The 18,453-nt window shown below is 64.1% G+C and carries 16 protein-coding genes and 1 riboswitch; of the genes, 14 read left to right on the forward strand and 2 right to left on the reverse strand.

From position 1 onward, the window contains the following. Window positions 1-10: 10 nt before the first annotated feature. Window positions 11-2,800 carry an aconitate hydratase AcnA gene (gene acnA, locus BKG76_RS20905; RefSeq protein ID WP_070939616.1) on the reverse strand — a complete coding sequence of 930 codons (2,790 nt, stop codon included), beginning with the start codon at window positions 2,798-2,800 and terminating at the stop codon, window positions 11-13. 269 nt (window positions 2,801-3,069) lie between these two features. On the opposite strand from acnA, the gene BKG76_RS20910 reads away from it, so the two are divergent. From BKG76_RS20910 to BKG76_RS20950, 9 genes are all read left to right on the forward strand, one after another. Next, the gene (locus tag BKG76_RS20910) at window positions 3,070-3,627 is read left to right on the forward strand and encodes an Rv1476 family membrane protein (RefSeq protein WP_070939617.1); all 558 of its coding nucleotides are present in this window, start codon (window positions 3,070-3,072) and stop codon (window positions 3,625-3,627) included. A gap of 317 nt (window positions 3,628-3,944) precedes the next feature. Beyond that, window positions 3,945-5,378: an NlpC/P60 family protein gene (locus BKG76_RS20915; RefSeq protein ID WP_070939618.1), complete on the forward strand. Its 1,434-nt coding sequence runs from the start codon at window positions 3,945-3,947 to the stop codon at window positions 5,376-5,378. Continuing rightward, window positions 5,372-6,127, forward strand: a complete 756-nt coding sequence (locus BKG76_RS20920; RefSeq protein ID WP_070939619.1) for an NlpC/P60 family protein — start codon at window positions 5,372-5,374, stop codon at window positions 6,125-6,127. The genes BKG76_RS20915 and BKG76_RS20920 overlap by 7 nt, the downstream gene beginning before the upstream one ends. Before the next feature lie 174 nt (window positions 6,128-6,301). Further along, window positions 6,302-7,447, forward strand: a complete 1,146-nt coding sequence (gene moxR1, locus BKG76_RS20925; protein ID WP_070939620.1) for a chaperone MoxR1 — start codon at window positions 6,302-6,304, stop codon at window positions 7,445-7,447. Beyond that, window positions 7,444-8,415 (forward strand): DUF58 domain-containing protein, encoded by a 972-nt coding sequence (locus BKG76_RS20930; protein ID WP_070939621.1) that lies wholly within the window; start codon window positions 7,444-7,446, stop codon window positions 8,413-8,415. Before moxR1 ends, BKG76_RS20930 begins: the two co-directional genes overlap by 4 nt. Further along, window positions 8,412-9,422, forward strand: a complete 1,011-nt coding sequence (locus tag BKG76_RS20935; protein ID WP_070939622.1) for a VWA domain-containing protein — start codon at window positions 8,412-8,414, stop codon at window positions 9,420-9,422. Before BKG76_RS20930 ends, BKG76_RS20935 begins: the two co-directional genes overlap by 4 nt. Window positions 9,423-9,509: 87 nt before the next feature. Next, entirely contained in the window at window positions 9,510-10,256 is a 747-nt protein-coding gene (gene fabG1 / locus BKG76_RS20940) for a 3-oxoacyl-ACP reductase FabG1 (protein WP_070939623.1), read from the forward strand. A gap of 72 nt (window positions 10,257-10,328) precedes the next feature. Then, window positions 10,329-11,138 (forward strand): NADH-dependent enoyl-ACP reductase InhA, encoded by an 810-nt coding sequence (inhA, locus tag BKG76_RS20945; RefSeq protein WP_070939624.1) that lies wholly within the window; start codon window positions 10,329-10,331, stop codon window positions 11,136-11,138. A gap of 9 nt (window positions 11,139-11,147) precedes the next feature. Beyond that, window positions 11,148-12,170 (forward strand): ferrochelatase, encoded by a 1,023-nt coding sequence (locus BKG76_RS20950; protein WP_070939625.1) that lies wholly within the window; start codon window positions 11,148-11,150, stop codon window positions 12,168-12,170. Here BKG76_RS20950 and BKG76_RS20955 read toward each other — a convergent pair. Further along, window positions 12,167-12,994: a hypothetical protein gene (locus tag BKG76_RS20955; RefSeq protein ID WP_070940035.1), complete on the reverse strand. Its 828-nt coding sequence runs from the start codon at window positions 12,992-12,994 to the stop codon at window positions 12,167-12,169. The genes BKG76_RS20950 and BKG76_RS20955 overlap by 4 nt on opposite strands. 65 nt (window positions 12,995-13,059) lie before the next feature. Here BKG76_RS20955 and BKG76_RS20960 point away from each other — a divergent pair, with 65 nt between their 5' ends. The 5 genes from BKG76_RS20960 to BKG76_RS20975 all read left to right on the forward strand — a co-directional run bounded on the left by BKG76_RS20960 (window position 13,060) and on the right by BKG76_RS20975 (window position 18,403). Then, window positions 13,060-13,485: an NfeD family protein gene (locus tag BKG76_RS20960; RefSeq protein ID WP_070939626.1), complete on the forward strand. Its 426-nt coding sequence runs from the start codon at window positions 13,060-13,062 to the stop codon at window positions 13,483-13,485. A gap of 24 nt (window positions 13,486-13,509) precedes the next feature. Then, entirely contained in the window at window positions 13,510-14,652 is a 1,143-nt protein-coding gene (locus BKG76_RS20965) for an SPFH domain-containing protein (RefSeq protein WP_070939627.1), read from the forward strand. A 55-nt stretch (window positions 14,653-14,707) separates the two neighbouring features. After that, a riboswitch (M-box (ykoK) riboswitch) is annotated at window positions 14,708-14,876 on the forward strand. A gap of 233 nt (window positions 14,877-15,109) precedes the next feature. Next, on the forward strand, window positions 15,110-15,247 hold the full coding sequence (locus tag BKG76_RS25190; protein ID WP_164911120.1) for a hypothetical protein: 138 nt from the start codon (window positions 15,110-15,112) through the stop codon (window positions 15,245-15,247). Between the two features lie 136 nt (window positions 15,248-15,383). Next, window positions 15,384-16,688, forward strand: a complete 1,305-nt coding sequence (locus tag BKG76_RS20970) for a magnesium transporter MgtE N-terminal domain-containing protein (RefSeq protein ID WP_070939628.1) — start codon at window positions 15,384-15,386, stop codon at window positions 16,686-16,688. Next, window positions 16,685-18,403, forward strand: a complete 1,719-nt coding sequence (locus BKG76_RS20975) for an Nramp family divalent metal transporter (protein WP_070939629.1) — start codon at window positions 16,685-16,687, stop codon at window positions 18,401-18,403. Before BKG76_RS20970 ends, BKG76_RS20975 begins: the two co-directional genes overlap by 4 nt. The last annotated feature ends 50 nt before the right edge of the window (window positions 18,404-18,453 follow it).

The following is an 18,453-nucleotide window of genomic DNA, read 5'->3' on the forward strand; positions in this document are numbered from 1 at the left end:
CCTGGCGGAGTTAGCCGGCCAGCATGTTCCGCAGCACGTACTGCAGGATGCCGCCATTGCGGTAGTAGTCGGCTTCACCGGGGGTGTCGATCCGGACCACCGCGTCGAACTCGGTACGAGACCCGTCCTGCTTGGTGGCCGTCACGTGCACGGTCTTCGGCGTTGTGCCCTCGTTGAGCTTCTCGATACCACTGATGTCGAAGGTCTCGGTGCCATCGAGCTTGAGCGAGGCCGCCGACTCCCCGGCCGGGAACTGCAGCGGAATGACGCCCATACCAATCAGATTCGACCGGTGGATGCGCTCGAAGGACTCGGTGATGACGGCCTTCACGCCCAGCAGACGTGTGCCCTTGGCGGCCCAGTCGCGGGATGAGCCGGAGCCGTACTCCTTGCCGCCCAGCACCACCAGCGGGATGCCGGCCTTCTGGTAGTTGACCGAGGCGTCGTAGATGAACGACTGGGGTCCACCCTCCTGGGTGAAGTCGCGGGTGTAACCGCCCGAAACGTCGTCCAGCAACTGGTTGCGCAGCCGGATGTTCGCGAAGGTGCCGCGCACCATCACCTCATGGTTACCGCGGCGCGAGCCCAGCGAGTTGTAGTCCTTGCGGGCCACACCATGCTCGTCGAGATACTGCGCGGCAGGCGTGCCGGACTTGATGGAACCGGCCGGCGAGATGTGGTCGGTGGTCACCGAGTCACCGAGCAGAGCCAGTACGCGGGCACCCTTGATGTCGGTGACAGCCGTCGGCTCCAGCGGCATCCCGTCGAAGTACGGGGCCTTGCGCACGTAGGTGGACGTGTCGACCCACTCGAAGGTGTTGCCCTCCGGCGTGGGCAGCCCGCGCCAGCGCTCGTCGCCCTTGAAGACATCGGCGTAGGAGTCGGTGAACATCTCACGGTTGATCGACGACGCGATGGTCTCCTCGATCTCGGACGCCGTGGGCCAGATGTCCTTGAGGAACACGTCGTTACCGTCGTGGTCCTTGCCCAGCGGGTCGGTGTCGAAGTCGAAGTCCATGGTGCCCGCGATGCCGTAGGCGATGACCAGCGGCGGCGACGCCAGGTAGTTCATCTTGACGTCGGGGGAGATGCGGCCTTCGAAGTTGCGGTTGCCGGAGAGCACCGCGGTCACCGACAGGTCGTTGTCGTTGATGGCCTTGGAGATCTCGTCGGGCAGTGGGCCGGTGTTGCCGATGCACGTGGTGCAGCCGTAGCCGCCCAGGTAGTACCCCAGCTTCTCCAAGTACGGCCATAGCGCGGCCTTGTTGTAGTAGTCGGTGACGACCTGTGACCCGGGGGCCATGTTGGTCTTGACCCACGGCTTGGTGGTCAGGCCCTTCTCGACGGCCTTCTTGGCCAGCAGGGCAGCGCCCAGCATCACCGACGGGTTGGAGGTGTTGGTGCAGGAGGTGATACCCGCGACCACGACCGCGCCGTGGTCCAGGACAAAGTTGCCGCGCTCGGCGGACTGCACCTTGACCGGCTTGGACGGGCGACCCTCGCCACCGTTGGCCGCGGACGGGATGACGGCGTCATCCTCGGCGAAGGACAGCACGGCGGAATCACTGGCCGGGAACGACTCCTCAACGGCCTCATCGAGGTTCGTGTGCGGTGCCGGGTGGTTCTCTTCCACGTAGTTGTGGATGTCCTTGCGGAAGGCGTTCTTCGCGTCCGACAGCTCGATGCGGTCCTGGGGCCGCTTGGGTCCGGCGATCGACGGCACGACGGTGGAGAGGTCGAGTTCCAGGTACTCCGAGAAGGCGGGCTCGTGGTCAGCGTCGTGCCACATGCCCTGTTCCTTGGCGTACGCCTCGACAAGCGCCAGCTGCTGGTCGTCGCGACCGGTCAGGCGCAGGTAGTTGATGGTCTCGTCATCGATCGGGAAAATCGCTGCGGTAGAACCGAATTCGGGGCTCATGTTGCCCAGTGTGGCGCGGTTCGCCAGTGGCACCTCGGCCACGCCCTTGCCGTAGAACTCGACGAACTTGCCCACCACGCCGTGCTTGCGCAGCATGTCGGTGACGGTCAACACCACGTCGGTGGCAGTGACGCCGGGCTGGATTTCACCGGTCAGCTTGAAGCCGACGACGCGGGGGATCAGCATCGACACCGGCTGGCCGAGCATGGCGGCCTCCGCCTCGATACCGCCGACACCCCAACCGAGGACGCCGAGGCCGTTGACCATCGTGGTGTGCGAGTCGGTGCCCACGCAGGTGTCGGGGTAGGCCTGGCCGTTCCGGGTGAAGATGGTGCGGGCCAGGTACTCGATGTTGACCTGGTGCACGATGCCGGTGCCCGGGGGGACCACCTTGAAGTCATCGAAAGCGCCTTGGCCCCAACGCAAGAACTGGTAGCGCTCGGCGTTGCGCTCGTACTCGAGCTCGACGTTGCGCTCGAACGCGTCGGCGGTGCCGAAGACGTCAAGAATCACTGAGTGGTCGATGACCATTTCGGCGGGAGACAGCGGGTTCACCTTGTCGGGGTCGCCGCCGAGGGCCGCGACCGCTTCGCGCATGGTGGCCAGGTCGACCACACAGGGCACACCCGTGAAGTCCTGCATCACCACACGGGCCGGGGTGAACTGGATCTCCACGCTCGGCTCGGCCGAAGGATCCCAGTTGGCCAGCGCCAGGACATGGTCCTTGGTGATGTTCGCACCGTCTTCGGTGCGTAATAGGTTCTCCGCCAACACCTTCAGGCTGTAGGGCAGTTTCTCGGTACCCGGCACGGCGTTGAGTCGGAAGATCTCGTACGACTCATCGCCAACCTGCAGAGTGCCGCGCGCGCCGAAGGAATTCACCGATTCATTGCTAGTCACATCAGCTCCAAAGCTCGAGGGTCACCCGCCGGCGGGCTGTGCCAGGCGGGGTTCCGGAGGCGCCACCGCAGATGGCTGCCTTCCATCCCTAGTCTAACAGTACGCTTGTCCCGTAATAAGGGGGATGCCCAAATTTCACGCGCCATTTCCACGGTGGCATTCGCCACTCTCGGCGAAGGCGGCGTTACGCACGTCAAATAGGGCGTGTCCGGGTGCGCAACTCGGCGCTCGGCGCGGGTTAGATTGATCGCGTGACGCCGCAGCACCTGCCGACCTTCATCCCCGCTGAGTTGTGCCAGGCGGTGGGTGTCTCCATCCAGACGGCGGGAACCGATCCCATCGGGTGGTCGGCCAAGTGCCTGGAGATGGCGCGCGCGGATGTCAACAAGGACGGGATCGCGGCTCAGCCGGCCGACGTCCCGGGGCTGAAGGACGTGGTCGCGAAGGCGCACGCCAAGAACATCGATCTGAAGGTCATCGCACTTCCCGGCAATCCCTGGATCGACACCCCGCTGCGCGATATCGCGACCGAGATCGGCAAGGACCACCCGGACTCGACCATCCTTGTCATCAGCCCGTCGTACGCGGGTACTTATAGCGCCAAATACGACAGGGTGACGCTGGAAGCGGGTCAGGACGTCGCAAAGACGGGCAACCCCGTGCTCTCGGCCAACAACTTCGTGGACGAGCTGGGGCGTGAGCACTTCTCGTGGACCACGCTGACCATTGCACTCGTCGTGCTCGTTGCGGTTGTTTGCGCCGGAATTACCCTCGTTCGCGGCCGCTTCGCGAATGACTCGGTTAAGTAACGCTTTGCAAACCATTCGCACATCCGGTTCCGCCGCGAAATAGCCGCGCGCACTATAGAACCCGGATGAACTGCCGGTATTCAATTCACATCAATTAACCGCCAGAAGACGTCTGCGGAATTGTCTGTCAGAGGGCAATTAATTACACATATGTAATTTGTGACTAAAGTTTCATTAGGTGCAAAAGTGACGTACGGTGCAAGTGGCGCCAATGTTGTTAGTGCGTCTGATGTGACAACTGGGAGCGCGTCGGGGAAGGGCCGCTGATGACCGAGAAGGCTCGACGAGCGCCGAGGATCGAGGAGGCGGCAGAAGCGATGAAGCGGACATTCCCGCAGAGTTTCGCGGTTCCTGGCAAACGAACCATGGTGGCCACGCTGGTGGTGCCGCCGCTGCTGGCCGCCAGCCTGATGATGGTGCCCCCGACCATTGCCGTCACGTCTGCCGAGCCCAATGACATGGCGTCGTTGATCACCCAGCTCGCCGATACCAATCAGCAGATCGAGCAGCTCACCGCCGATGTCCAGACCCAGCAGGAGTCCATCAACAAGGGATTGGTCGATTTGCAGGACGCCCGCGACAACGCGTCGAGCGCCGCCGCGGCGGTGGACGAGGGACAGCGCGCTGTCGATGTCGCCAACGGTGCCATCACCGAAGCGCAGGGCAAGTTCGACCGGATGGCCGCGGCGACCTACATGGCAGGCCCGTCGACCTCATACCTGACCGCGACCAACCCCGATGACGTCGTGCGGCTGGCCGCTGTGACCAAGAGCGTAGAGGCGAGTTCGCAGACCGTGATGGACAATCTGCGCCGGGCCCGTACCGAGCAGGTCAACAAAGAGTCGCAGGCGCGCGCCATCAAGGAAAAGGCCGACCAGGCCGCCGCGGATGCGCAGCAGCAGCAGGACGACCTGGTGTCGGCGATGCAGGACGTACAGAAGAAGCTCGAGGCTCAGCGCGGTGTCGCCTCGGATCTGGCCGCCAAGAAGAAGAGTGCCGAGGCGCAGCTCGCCGCCGCGCGCGGTCCCGCCTACGCCGCCTCGACAGCAACGGCGCGGGTGGTGAACCCGAGCGCTGCCATCGCGGGCAACGGCAACGAGTGGACCGAGGGTCCGGCACCGGCCGCTGCCGCCGGCGGTGAATGGGATACCACGCTCCCGATGATCGCCAGCGCCAACGTGCCCACCGATCCGACGCAGACGATCAACATGGTGTTGGGCATCGGCAACACGGCGGCCAATGTCGGCCAGTCCGCGGTGTGTGGTGTGATCGGCATCTTCTGCCCCAAGGCTGCCCCGGCGGCGGCATCTTCTGGCGAGGGTGGCGAGTACCTCCCGAAGGTCTACGGCCGCGAGAACGTGGAGCGAGTCATCGCCCGTGCCGGCAGTGCCATGGGCACGCCATACTCCTGGGGCGGTGGCTCATACAATGGCCCGACGCGCGGAATCGATTCCGGCGCAGGAACTGTCGGCTATGACTGCTCCGGGCTGATGATGTACGGCTTCGCGGCGGTCGGCATCAGGCTGCGGCACTACACCGGATACCAGTACAACTCCGGGCGCAAGGTGCCCAGTGCCGAGATGAAGCGCGGCGACATGATCTTCTACGGCCCCAACGCAAGCCAGCACGTTGCGCTGTACCTGGGCAACGGCCAGATGCTCGAAGCGCCGAACACCGGCGACGTGGTCAAGGTGTCGCCGGTCCGCACCAGCGGCATGACGCCCTATGTAACCCGGATGATTGAGTGGTAGAAGTGGTGAAAACGGCAAAGGTGCTAAAAGCGCAGGGGCTCTTCCTATTACGGTCGGCCATCGCAGTGACTATCGCGATTGCACTGGTCCTCTTCATGGGTGTCCCGCGGGCCACCGCCGATGACAACCCGCTCGGGCCCAATGTCGGAACGGCCTTCCTGAATGCGCTCGGACTGAACCCGACGGGCGGCCAATACGACAACACGTTGCCGTTCTCCGGCCCGAGCCAGGGTGCGGATCCCACGAAGATCATGAACGGTGTCATGGGGGTCGGTCAGACCGCTCTGGGTGCGCTGGGAATCGGCGGAGGCAGTGCCGCGGGCGCGGGGCGTCCGCTGGTCTACGGCCGCGCTGCCGTGGAACGCGTGATCCAGCGCGGCGGCACCCAACTGGGTGTGCCGTACTCCTGGGGCGGTGGCACGGTGCGCGGACCGAGCGGTGGCGTGGACTACGACTCCGGCAAGGTCGGCTTCGACTGCTCGGGTTTCACGATGTTCTCCTATGCGGCCGCGGGCGTGAAGCTGCCGAAGTACTCCGGTGACCAATACAACTCCGGCCAGAAGGTTCCGGTCTCGCAGGCCAAACGCGGAGACCTTCTCTTCTACGGGCCGGGTGGTTCGCAGCACGTGGTGATCTACCTCGGCAATGGTCAGATGCTGGAAGCCAGCGGCAGTGCGGCCAAGGTGACGGTGTCTCCGGTGCGCACGGGCGGTATGACTCCTTACGCGGTTCGTATCATCGCGTGGTAGAGCTTCTGATCCTGCGGGTCAGCTAGAAGCGGCGCGCCAGCGAACGGGTACGTGGACCAAATCCCGGGATGCTGGAATAGTGGACCGAAGGCGCCGCCCAGGGTTGGGTGCCGCTCGTATGAACCGCGCCACCAACATGGCATGAAATCGTCAGGCAGAGCCGGAGGGAAGTTGATGTCATCACCAGGGCAACCAGGGGGAGGTGCCGGGTACTCCGGCGGAAGCGCCGGCCCCGTGCCGCACGCCCCGCAGGGTGCGACGTCACCGGCCCTGGCCGCAGAGGTACAGAACCTTGAGCGCGCCATCTTCGAAGTCAAGCGCGTCATCGTGGGCCAGGACCGGCTCGTCGAGCGAATTCTGGTCGGGCTGCTTGCCAAGGGGCACGTCTTGCTCGAAGGTGTGCCCGGTGTCGCCAAGACGCTGGCGGTCGAAACCTTCGCCAAGGTGGTGGGCGGCTCGTTCTCACGTGTTCAGTTCACCCCCGACTTGGTGCCCACCGACATCATCGGCACCCGCATCTACCGCCAGGGCAAGGAAGAGTTCGATATCGAGCTCGGTCCGGTGGTCGCGAACTTCCTGCTGGCAGACGAGATCAACCGTGCGCCCGCCAAGGTGCAGTCGGCATTGCTCGAAGTCATGGCCGAACGGCATGTCTCCATCGGCGGTAAGACCTACCCGATGCCCAAGCCGTTCCTGGTGATGGCGACCCAGAACCCCATCGAGAACGAGGGTGTGTACCCGCTGCCGGAAGCCCAGCGCGACCGCTTCCTGTTCAAGATCAACGTGGATTACCCGACGGTCGAAGAAGAGCGCGAAATCATCTACCGCATGGGTGTCACGCCGCCGGAGCCCAAGCAGATTCTGTCGGCCGAAGCACTGCTGCGCCTGCAGGACCTTGCCGCCAACAACTTCGTGCACCACGCACTGGTCGACTATGTGGTCCGGGTCATCTCGGCAACCCGTAACCCAGCCCAGTTCGGCCTCGGTGACGTCGCCAACTGGATCTCCTACGGAGCGAGCCCCCGCGCGTCGCTGGGCATCATCGCGTCGTCGCGTGCGCTGGCTCTGGTGCGTGGGCGCGATTACGTGATTCCTCAGGACGTCATCGAGGTCATCCCGGACGTGCTGCGGCACCGCCTGGTGATGAGCTACGACGCCCTGGCAGACGAGGTTTCCGCCGACACCGCGATCAACCGGATTCTGCAGACAGTGGGCCTACCGCAGGTGAATGCTGTTCCGCAACAAGGAAATTCGGTGCCGCCTGCGATGGTTGGGACCAACAATCCGGTCCCGGCCGCCCATAACGCCGCACCCAGGTGAGCACGCCAAGTCCGGCCAACGGCCGGCCGGTGGACATCCCGTCACTGCGTCGTGGCGAGATCCGTGATCCGCAGTTGTCGGCGGCACTGCGGACGCTGGAACTGAAGATCCGACGCAAGCTTGACGGGGTGCTGCACGGCAACCACCTCGGCTTGATCCCTGGACCGGGATCGGAGCCGGGGGAGTCGCGGCTGTACCAGCCCGGCGACGACGTGCGCCGGATGGACTGGTCGGTGACGGCGCGGACGACCAGTCCGCACGTCCGGCAGATGATCGCCGATCGCGAGCTGGAGACGTGGTTGGTGGTCGACATGTCGGCGAGCCTGGACTTCGGCACCACCAACTGCGAGAAGCGTGATCTCGCGGTGGCGGCCGCAGCGGCGATCATCTTCCTCAACAGCGGTGGCGGAAACCGGCTTGGTGCGATCATCGCCAACGGCGACAAGATTGTTCGGTTGCCTGCCCGCTCGGGTCGCGCCCATGAGCAGGACATCCTGCGCAGCATCGCGACCATGCCCAAGGCGCCCCAGGGGGTGCGTGGCGATCTCTCGGTAGCCATCGACGCCCTGCGCCGACCGGAACGCCGCCGCGGCATGGCCGTGATCATCAGTGACTTTCTTGGCCCCATCAACTGGATGCGGCCGTTGCGTGCCATCGGCGGCCGGCACGAGGTGCTGGGTATCGAGGTGCTCGATCCGCGTGATGTGGAACTTCCGGACGTCGGCGAGGTGCTGCTACAGGATGCCGAGACCGGCGTCACCAAGGAGTACCGGATCGACGAGAACCTGCGCCGTGATTTCGAACAGGCGGCGGCAAGGCATCATGAAGAGGTGGCACGCACATTACGTCGTTGCGGTGCACCGATTTTGAGCTTGCGGACCGACCGTGACTGGATCAGCGACATCGTGAGATTCGTCTCTCAACAGCGCCGTGGTGCGGTGGCTGGAACAGGGGCGGCGACGCGATGAACGACGTGCCATTCTTCGGGCCGATGACTCTGACGGGCTTCGCCCACCCGTGGTTCTTCCTGGTGCTACTGCTGGTGGTGGGCCTGGTCGCCCTCTATGTGGTGGCTCAGTATCTGCGCCAGAAGCGGGTGCTGCGCTTCGCGAACACCGAACTGCTGGACTCGGTGGCCCCGACGCGGCCCCGTACCTGGCGCCATGCCGCGACGGCCTTGCTGGTGGTGGGTCTCATGGTTTTGACCATCGCCTTGGCCGGCCCGACACATGACGTGCGGATTCCGCGTAACCGTGCCGTCGTGATGCTCGTCGTCGACGTCTCGCGCTCCATGGAGTCGACCGACGTGGCGCCCAGCCGGTTGGGCGCCGCGAAGGAAGCCGGTAAGGAGTTCGCGCGCAATCTCACTCCGGGTATCAACCTGGGTCTCATCGCCTACGCGGGCACCGCGACGGTGCTGGTCTCGCCGACCACGAACCGGGACGCCACCGTGAATGCCCTGGATAACCTGCAGCTTGCGGATCGCACCGCCACCGGCGAGGGCATCTTCACGGCGCTGCAGGCCATCGCCACGGTGGGTGCGGTCATCGGAGGCGGCGACAAGCCGCCTCCAGCGCGCATCGTGTTGATGTCCGACGGTAAGGAAACGGTGCCGTCGAACCCCGATAACCCGAAGGGTGCCTACACCGCCGCGCGCACGGCCAAGGATCAGCAGGTGCCGATTTCGACGATCGCGTTCGGCACCAAGGACGGGTACGTCGAGATCAACGGACAGCGTCAGAACGTTCCGTATGCCCCCGACATGATGGAGAAGGTGGCCAAGCTCTCGGGCGGGGAGACGTACACGGCGTCTACCTTGGGGCAGCTCAAGGAGGTGTACGCCAATCTGCAGCAGCAGATCGGGTACGAGACGATCCGCGGTGATGCAAGCGTCGGGTGGCTACGCCTGGGTGCGCTGCTGGTATTGGCGGCGGCCTTCGTCGGCCTGGTCATCAACCGGCGCCTACCCAACTAATTCGGTACCTGGTCGGCGGGTTCGTTGAGCCTTTTGTTTGGGCCAGTCGGTTAGGCCAAAGTCTAAGAAGACGATAAGTTGACTCCTATGTCTGATGCTGTGGGCGCTAGCGTCGCCCGTCCCGACTTTGTCTCTCGCTCTGTTCTGGTCACCGGTGGCAACCGGGGTATTGGCCTTGCGATCGCACAACGTCTTGCCGCTGACGGGCACAAGGTGGCAGTGACCCACCGCGGGTCCGGTGTGCCGGAGGGCTTGTTCGGCGTGGAGTGCGATGTCACCGATAACGACGCCGTCGACCGTGCCTTCAAAGAGGTCGAGGAGCACCAGGGCCCCGTCGAGGTATTGGTGTCCAATGCCGGCATCACACAGGACGCGTTCCTGATGCGCATGACCGAGGAGAAGTTCGAGCAAGTCATCAACGCGAACCTGACCGGGGCGTTCCGGGTGGCCCAGCGGGCCTCGCGCAGCATGCAGCGGAAGCGTTTCGGCCGGATGATCTTCATCGGTTCGGTCTCCGGTACCTGGGGAATCGGCAACCAGGCCAACTACGCGGCCTCCAAGGCCGGTGTCATCGGCTTGGCGCGCTCGATTGCCCGAGAGCTCTCCAAGGCAGGTGTCACCGCCAACGTGGTCGCACCCGGTTTCGTCGACACCGAGATGACCCGCGCGCTCGATGAGCGGATCCAGGAGGGCGCACTGGAGTTCATTCCGGCGAAGCGGATAGGCACGGCCGCCGAGGTCGCCGGGGCGGTCAGCTTCCTGGCCTCCGAGGACGCCAGTTACATCTCCGGTGCAGTGATCCCGGTTGATGGCGGCATGGGCATGGGCCACTAGGAACCCCGCTAGGAACTTTGTCGGACGTCCCCCAGCGTGCGCATGAGCGCAGGCAATTACCTAAGGAGAATCGTGGCAGGACTACTTGAGGGCAAGCGCATCCTGGTGACGGGCATCATCACCGATTCGTCCATCGCCTTCCACATCGCGAAGGTCGCGCAGGAGCAGGGCGCGCAGCTGGTACTCACCGGGTTCGATCGGTTGCGCCTCATCGAGCGCATCACCCAGCGACTGCCGCAGCCGGCGCCGCTGCTGGAGCTGAACGTGCAAGACGAGGAGCACCTGGCCAGCCTGGCGGGTCGGGTCTCCGAGGTGATCGGGGAGGGCAACAAGCTCGACGGTGTCGTCCACTCGATCGGCTTCATGCCGCAGACCGGTATGGGACTCAACCCGTTCTTCGAGGCCCCCTTCGAGGATGTGGCCAAGGGTTTCCACATCTCGGCGTTCTCGTATGCGTCGCTGGCCAAGGCATTGCTGCCCATCATCAATCCGGGCGGCAGCATCGTAGGCATGGACTTCGACCCGACCCGGGCGATGCCGTTCTACAACTGGATGACGGTGGCCAAGAGCGCACTCGAGTCGGTCAACCGGTTCGTGGCGCGTGAGGCGGGTGCTGCCGGTGTTCGTTCGAATCTCGTTGCGGCCGGTCCCATCCGGACGCTGGCGATGAGCGCCATCGTCGGTGGTGCACTGGGCGAAGAAGCCGGCCAGCAGATGAGTGTGCTGGAGGACGGCTGGGATCAGCGTGCCCCGATCGGCTGGGACATGAAGGACCCGACTCCGGTCGCCAAGACGGTGTGCGCGCTGCTCTCCGATTGGCTGCCCGCCACCACCGGCGACATCATCTTCGCCGACGGCGGCGCTCACACCCAGCTCCTTTAGCGGACTTCTGTGTTATTTGACGCGGTGCTCCTGCTGTCCTTCGGTGGACCCGAAGGGCCGCAGGAGGTTCGGCCGTTTCTGGAGAATGTGACGCGTGGTCGCGGGATTCCGCCCGAACGCCTCGACGAGGTCGCCGAACACTATTTCCATTTCGGCGGAGTCTCTCCGATCAACGGCATCAACCGGGCGCTGGTTGACCAGATCTCGCGTCAGCTCGAACTGACCGGGCATCCGCTGCCGGTGTTCTTCGGCAACCGGAACTGGTACCCCATGGTGGAAGACACCGTCGCCGACATGCGGGACAAGGGAATTCGGCGTGCCGCAGTATTCACCACCTCGGCATGGGGCGGCTACTCGGGCTGTACCCAGTACGTGGAGGACATTGCCCGTGCGCGCGCCGCGGTGGGCGACGGAGCGCCGGAGCTGGTGAAGCTCCGCCAGTACTTCGACCATCCGGCATTGGTGCGGCTGTACGCCGACGCCGTGTCGGCCGCGATGTCTGGTCTGCGGGGGGAGCCGCGGCTGGTCTTCACCGCGCACTCCATTCCCATCGCGGCGGACGGGAGACACGGTCCCGAGCTCTATAGCCGTCAGGTGCACTATCTTGCGCAATTGGTCGCCGCCGCAACCGGTCACCAGGATTACGACGTGGTGTGGCAGTCGCGCTCGGGGCCGCCTCAGGTTCCGTGGCTCGAACCGGACATCGTGGACCATCTTGCTACCCTGCGGGATCGGGGGACCCGATCTGTGGTAGTCGCCCCCATCGGGTTCGTCGCGGACCACCTGGAAGTGGTGTGGGACTTGGACAACGAGGCGCGCGAGTTCGCCGCCGAGCACGATATCGAGTTCACGCGCGCGGCAACGCCTGGGGCCGATGAGCGCTTCGCCCGCCTCGCGGTCGACCTGATCTCAGAGGTCGTGGAAGGTAGATCCCCGCTGCGGGCCGACGGGGTAAATCCAGTCCCCGGGTACGGATTCAGTGTGAACGGTGCCCCGTGTTCACCCCTGTGCTGCGGTCGGTTGGACGTTTAGCGCGCGGCCTCGATGATGGCGGCCGCGGCCGCCATCCGTGCCTCACGTACCACGACGACGAGGGGCCGCAACGCGTCGCTTACGGCGCCGTCGTCGAGGGCGCCGGGTAGCTCCATGATCTCGGCTGCCGCCGTCGCTATCGCTTCCACCTGATTGGCCGAGTCGAGCACCCTGATGGCGCGGTGCGGTGCGTAATCCGGCAGGGAATGTCCGCGCAGCGTGGACAGCACCTCTTCGACCAACGCGCGGGGATCGGCGTCGATCGCGCCCACGGCCCGGTCCAGGCGATTGAGCGTTGAGGTAGCCGAACGAACCGCCTGACGCAGTTGGAACTCCGCCTCGCCGAGGTCCGGCCCGGGCTGTAAGGGGATCTGTGCGGGCAGCGAATACACCGTCCAGGACAGTCCGACGGTTTCGTCACGATCCTCGTCGTACTCTACGGCGGGAACCAATCCTATTGCTGTGGAATCATTCTGGCGATCGCTGAGCACAATCGCCTCGCTGGCCTCGAGCGCGTCGCGCTGGAACTGGGTTCCGGCGGGCAGGCCCCGGGGGTCCCCGGGTGCGGGCAGGATCACATGGATATCGGGTATACCGTGTGGTTGACCGGTTGCGGTGCGGATGGTCTGAAGTAGGCCGATGGGGCCGTTGTCGTCCATATCCGGCCAGGAGAGTCCGGTGTGGCCCGCCGCGACCGCATCGTAGGCCGTGACTAAATGCCTTGGTGCCCAGGCAATGAGCGCGTCAATGACATCATCGGGCGCCGCGCGGCCCGCCAGCCACGCGCTTGCCCACACTGCCAGGGACACACTCGGATTCGCCATGATGATCGCAGTGTAAGGCGCCGCATCCGCCCCCACCAGTTGCCCACGCGGGCTAGTGTGGATACATGCCGATTGTGTGGCTCGTGGCAGGCATCTTGCTCGCGGCTGCCGAGCTGATGACAGGGGATATGTTCCTGTTGATGCTGGGCGGATCGGCCCTGGTTACGGCGGGTGCCGGGTGGGCCTTCAGCATGCCGTTGTGGGCCGAGGGGCTGGTCTTCGTCATCAGTTCGGTGGTTCTGCTGGTCGGTGTGCGGCCGGCGCTGCGCAAGCGGCTGACTTCCGGTCCGATTCTGCACACCAACGCCAGGGCGTTGGAGGGTAAGAGCGCCATTGTGATTGAACCCGTCGACGATATCCACGGGCTGATTCGGCTGGGAGGCGAGATGTGGTCCGCCCGCAGCCTGGAGAAGTCGGGTCGATTCGAACAGGGCGAGACGGTGACAGTTGTCCAAATCGACGGCGCCACGGCAGTTGTCGAGAAGATCTGAGAATCTCACTAAGGGAGTACGGATATGGGAGTAGCGGCCGGAGCCTTTGTGCTGATCGTGTTGATCATCCTGGGCGTCACCATTGTGCTGAAATCTGTGGCACTCGTCCCGCAGGCAGAGGCTGCGGTCATCGAGCGGTTGGGCCGGTATTCCAAGACGGTGAGTGGGCAATTGACCATTCTGGTGCCGTTCGTCGACCGCATCCGCGCCAAGGTTGATCTGCGTGAACGCGTCGTGTCCTTTCCGCCGCAACCGGTGATCACCGAGGACAACCTGACGGTCAACATCGACACCGTTGTCTATTTCCAGGTCACCAGCCCCCAGGCCGCGGTGTATGAGATCAGCAACTACATCGTGGGTGTCGAGCAGCTCACCACCACGACGCTGCGCAACGTCGTCGGTGGTATGACCCTGGAGCAGACGCTCACGTCACGCGATCAGATCAACGGTCAGCTGCGTGGGGTGCTCGACGAGGCCACCGGCCGCTGGGGGCTGCGGGTGGCTCGCGTGGAGCTGCGGTCGATCGATCCACCGCCTTCGGTGCAGGAGTCGATGGAGAAGCAGATGAAGGCCGACCGGGAGAAGCGCGCCATGATCCTGTCGGCCGAAGGTGCCAGGCAGGCGGCGATTCTGTCGGCGCAGGGGCAGAAGCAGGCCCAGATCCTCGCCGCCGAAGGTTCCAGGCAATCGGCGATCTTGGCTGCCGAAGGTGAACGCCAGTCCCGCATCCTGCGGGCCGAGGGTGAGCGCGCCGCACAGTATCTGCAAGCACAGGGGCAGGCGAAGGCCATCGAAAAGGTTTTTGCCGCAGTGAAATCCGGTAAACCCACGCCAGAGTTGTTGGCCTATCAGTATTTACAGACGTTGCCCAAGATGGCCCAGGGCGAGGCGAACAAGGTCTGGCTTATTCCGAGTGACTTCGGCTCTGCTCTGCAGGGATTCACCAAGCTGCTGGGCGCGCCAGGCGAAGACGGTGTATTCCGTTACCAACCGTCTCCGGCGGACGAACCGGCGGAGCGTCCGGAGGACGACTCTGCGGATGTTGCCGGATGGTTCGAGACGAAGACCACTCCCGAGGTCGCTGCGGCAGTCGCCGAGGCGCAGTCCGCCGCCCAGGAGATCGGCCAGTTCGATCCGGCGAGCCGCCATCAGCTGCCGGAGGCGTGACACGGGCATTGCCCGCTTGACAAGGCGATTTCCCAGGCTCATCATGGGTACCGGTTCAGCACCTTGCTAGGTGAGGCTCCTACGTGAATACAGGCCACTGATCTGACGACGTCGAGAGACGCCCAAGGTTAGGACAGGTCTTCCCGGACTAAGGGATGACCCGAAGTGGCTTCCGCCCGCGGACACGTCACGTAGTGCCGAAGCCCTGACGAGAGGGGTGCGTGCCGGGCGGCGTCGCTGTCCGGCTTTTCCTTCTCGTGGTCGCTGTTCCCACAGTTGGCGCCCGCGTGCGCCCCGACGGCAAGGAGGTGAGGCACAACCGTGATATCCGGCGAAAGTCCGCATAGACAACAGCTGCCGCATACCTTGTCGTTTGTTCGAGGGTGAATCCTCGCTTGAATCAACGTTTTTGACACCTGCGCTCGGGTATGCGGCTCTCCCCAGAAGGAGCCTCATCATGACCACAACATTCAACGCAGTCCGCCGCATGTGGATTCGGCACCGGCTGACGCCGCAAGAGCGCGCCAACCTGCAATTGGCGTACTCACCGCTTGCCGTTGTTTCGGCATCGCTCGGGGCGCACCCGCCGCGGTAATCCGGCGGATTCATCATCTCGACCACGCACAGCTGATTCACAGTGCGTGGTCATTCGGAATTCATTCGAGGCCAATACGCTTCGCCCGCCCAACCGGGCGGACGGAGCGTATTGGTTCAAACGCTGAGGAGTCGGCATGGCTACTTCCAATAAGGCGGCTACGCCGCGAGTAATTCAATTTTCGGATCTGTTGAAGGCTCCGGTCATCGCGCGTTCCGGCGACACCATTGGCCGGTTGGAGGATGTGATCGTTCGGCTCCGCGGATCGGATGAGTACCCGATCGTCACGGGATACGTGGTGGATATGGGCGGGCGCACCGTCTTTGTCTCCTCGGACGTGGTGTCTGTGGTGGCGCCGCATCGTATTGAGTTGAGCAAGAACAAGGTTGATCTTCGGGGCTTCGAGCGACGGGACGGTGAGTACCTGCTTGACGAGGACGTGCTCGACCACCGGTTCATCGATGTGGACAACGCCGAGTTGGTGCATGCCTATGACATCGAGTTGGTGGAATCGGCCGAGGGGTGGGTTCTGGCCCGTCTCGATACCCGGCGTCCCGCAAGGTTTTTCGGTCTGATCAAGGCCGGTGCGGGCCAGGCGGGCAGGGACTGGAAGGCATTCGAGCCGATGATCGGTCATGGCGGGTCGCTGTTGGCGCGCCGTGTCGGGGGACGAGTGAACACGCTCAAGCCCGCCGAGATCGCGGATCTGCTGGAGGAGGCCACCAAGGAGGAGGGCGGCGAGATCCTCGATCGCGTTCGTGCCAACCCCGAGCTTGAGGCCGATGTGTTCGAGGAACTCGACTCGGAGAAGGCCAGCAAGTTGTTCGAAGACATGTCGGACGCGGATGTCGCGGCCCTCCTGGGCCGCATGCGTGCGGATGACGCGGCAGATGCCATCTTCGACCTGCGGCAGTCTCGTCGCCGTGCGGTGCTGGACTTGATGCCGGCACCGCAACGCACCAAGGTGGTCACCTTGATGGGGTTCAGCCCCGAATCGGCCGGCGGCCTGATGAATGTCGACATCGTGTCCTGTGTGCTTGGCAGCACCGTTGGCGATGCGATTGGGGTGATTTCGGAGGCGAAGTCTCTGCAGCCGGAGGCGCTGCTGAAGGTGCATGTGCTCGCTGACAATGGCGAACTGGTGGGTGTGGTGTCGGTGATCCGGCTGTTGCAGGCCGACCAGGCTGCCGTTGTGGAATCGATCATGGATGACGACCCGGTGCGGGTGGCGCCGGAGGCCGATCTCACCGACGTCGCCCTGCTGATGGCCGACTACAACCTGGCTCTCATTCCGGTTGTCGACGAAGGCGAAAAGGTACTTGGCGTGGTCACCTACGACGATGTGCTGGCTGCGCTCATTCCCGAGGATTGGCGCCGTCGTGAGCCGGCGCCTCGTCCGGTGCGCCAGGTCGCATCGGGCCCAGATGGGGTCACGCCATGAGCGAAAACGGAATCGTCGGCGGCCCCGTGAATGGGACGGAAACTGCGGCCGCGCCGCTCAAAGCGGCACCCCCGCAACCAAAGAGCGCTGTACTTGATTCGGCGCATCTGGGTGACATCGAAGGTGCATTCGGCAAGATCAGCGTGAGCGATCCCGGCCAGGCGCGCACGTTCAAGACGCGGATGGCAACGATGGCCGCCATTCTTGGGCCGGGCATCATCGTCATGGTCGGCGACAACGATGCGGGTGGTGTCGCCACCTACGCTCAAGCCGGTCAGAGCTACGGGTACAGCCTGCTGTGGGTGTTGTTGCTACTCATTCCCGTTCTGATCGTGAACCAGGAGATGGTGGTTCGGCTCGGCGCCGTCACCGGGGTTGGGCATGCCCGGTTGATCAATGAGCGGTTCGGCCGTGGCTGGGGCTGGTTCTCTGTCGGCGACTTGTTCATCCTGAACTTCCTGACTCTGGTCACCGAGTTCATCGGTGTCGCACTGGCTTCCGAGTATCTGGGAATCTCGAAGTACTACACGGTGCCCTTCGCGGCGATTGCCCTGATTTTGATCATGGCCACCGGGAGCTTCCGGCGCTGGGAGCGCGCCATGTTCGTGTTCATTGCGATCACGCTGCTGCAGATCCCGATGTTCTTGATGTCGGATCCACAGTGGGGCAGGGCCGCACACGATTTCGTGGTTCCGGGCATCGACGGCGGCATCACCTCGGGTGCGGTGTTGCTGATCATCGCGATGGTGGGAACCACCGTCGCGCCGTGGCAACTGTTCTTCCAGCAGTCCAACATCGTCGACAAGCGCATCACGCCGCGGTTCATCGGGTACGAGCGCGCTGACACCGTCATCGGTTCGCTCGTCGTGGTGATCGGTGCTGCCGCACTGGTGATGACGGCCGATTACGCGGCACGTGCGACGGGCAACTCGGGCCCGGACAAGTGGGGCGACGACGGCGATGCCGGCATGATCGCCCATTGGCTGGGACAGGTTGAGCCGCTGCTGGGCAAGGTCTTCGCAATCGTCTTGCTGGACGCGTCGATCATCGGTGCGGCCGCCGTCACCCTGGCCACCAGCTACGCGTTCGGTGACACCTTCGGGCTCAAGCACTCGTTGCACCGCAGCTTCAAGGACGCCAAGCCGTTCTATCTGTCGTACACCGTGATGGTCGGAGTAGGCGCCGCCATCGTGCTGATCCCGAATGCGCCGCTCGGGCTCATGACCACCGCGGTGCAGGCACTGGCGGGTCTGCTGTTGCCCAGTGCCAGTGTGTTCCTGCTGTTGCTGTGCAATGACAAATCAGTGTTGGGCCCGTGGGTCAACAAGACCTGGCTCAACATCGTCGCCGGGCTCATCGTCGGTGTGCTGCTCTTTCTTTCCGGCATCCTGATGGCCACCACGTTGTTCCCGGATTTGGACGTCGTGGAGGTCTCCCGGTATCTGGCCGTAGTTGTCACAATTCTGGCGATACTGATCGGGATCGGCCTGTGGTGGGTTTCGAGCAGGCAACGCACGGATCCGGCGGTCGCCGCACTGAACAAGGCTCTGGAAGGCGTCGATGCGCGCACCTGGCGCATGCCGCCTCTCGCCTTGCTCGAACCGGTCAAATGGAGTCCGGGAACCAAACTGGGCATGCTCGCACTTCGCGGCTATCTGGTTGTCGGGGCCATTCTGTTGGTGGTGAAGGCAATTCAACTCGCACACGGGAGTTGATCGAACCTCTCCGGATGGCCCGTGACGAGAATGCGTAATGAATTCGTTGG

The organism is Mycobacteroides franklinii (assembly GCF_001853795.1).
GTDB classification, from domain to species: Bacteria; Actinomycetota; Actinomycetes; order Mycobacteriales; family Mycobacteriaceae; genus Mycobacterium; species Mycobacterium franklinii.

Excerpts from the sequence above, each read along its gene's own strand:
- BKG76_RS20915 (WP_070939618.1), top strand. The coding sequence starts at position 3,945 with ATGAAGCGGACATTCCCGCAGAGTTTCGCGGTTCCTGGCAAACGAACC.
- fabG1 (WP_070939623.1), top strand. The coding sequence starts at position 9,510 with ATGTCTGATGCTGTGGGCGCTAGCGTCGCCCGTCCCGACTTTGTCTCT.
- BKG76_RS20935 (WP_070939622.1), top strand. The coding sequence starts at position 8,412 with ATGAACGACGTGCCATTCTTCGGGCCGATGACTCTGACGGGCTTCGCC.
- BKG76_RS25190 (WP_164911120.1), top strand. The coding sequence starts at position 15,110 with ATGACCACAACATTCAACGCAGTCCGCCGCATGTGGATTCGGCACCGG.
- BKG76_RS20970 (WP_070939628.1), top strand. The coding sequence starts at position 15,384 with ATGGCTACTTCCAATAAGGCGGCTACGCCGCGAGTAATTCAATTTTCG.
- BKG76_RS20955 (WP_070940035.1), bottom strand. The coding sequence starts at position 12,994 with ATGGCGAATCCGAGTGTGTCCCTGGCAGTGTGGGCAAGCGCGTGGCTG.
- BKG76_RS20965 (WP_070939627.1), top strand. The coding sequence starts at position 13,510 with ATGGGAGTAGCGGCCGGAGCCTTTGTGCTGATCGTGTTGATCATCCTG.
- BKG76_RS20960 (WP_070939626.1), top strand. The coding sequence starts at position 13,060 with ATGCCGATTGTGTGGCTCGTGGCAGGCATCTTGCTCGCGGCTGCCGAG.
- moxR1 (WP_070939620.1), top strand. The coding sequence starts at position 6,302 with ATGTCATCACCAGGGCAACCAGGGGGAGGTGCCGGGTACTCCGGCGGA.
- BKG76_RS20975 (WP_070939629.1), top strand. The coding sequence starts at position 16,685 with ATGAGCGAAAACGGAATCGTCGGCGGCCCCGTGAATGGGACGGAAACT.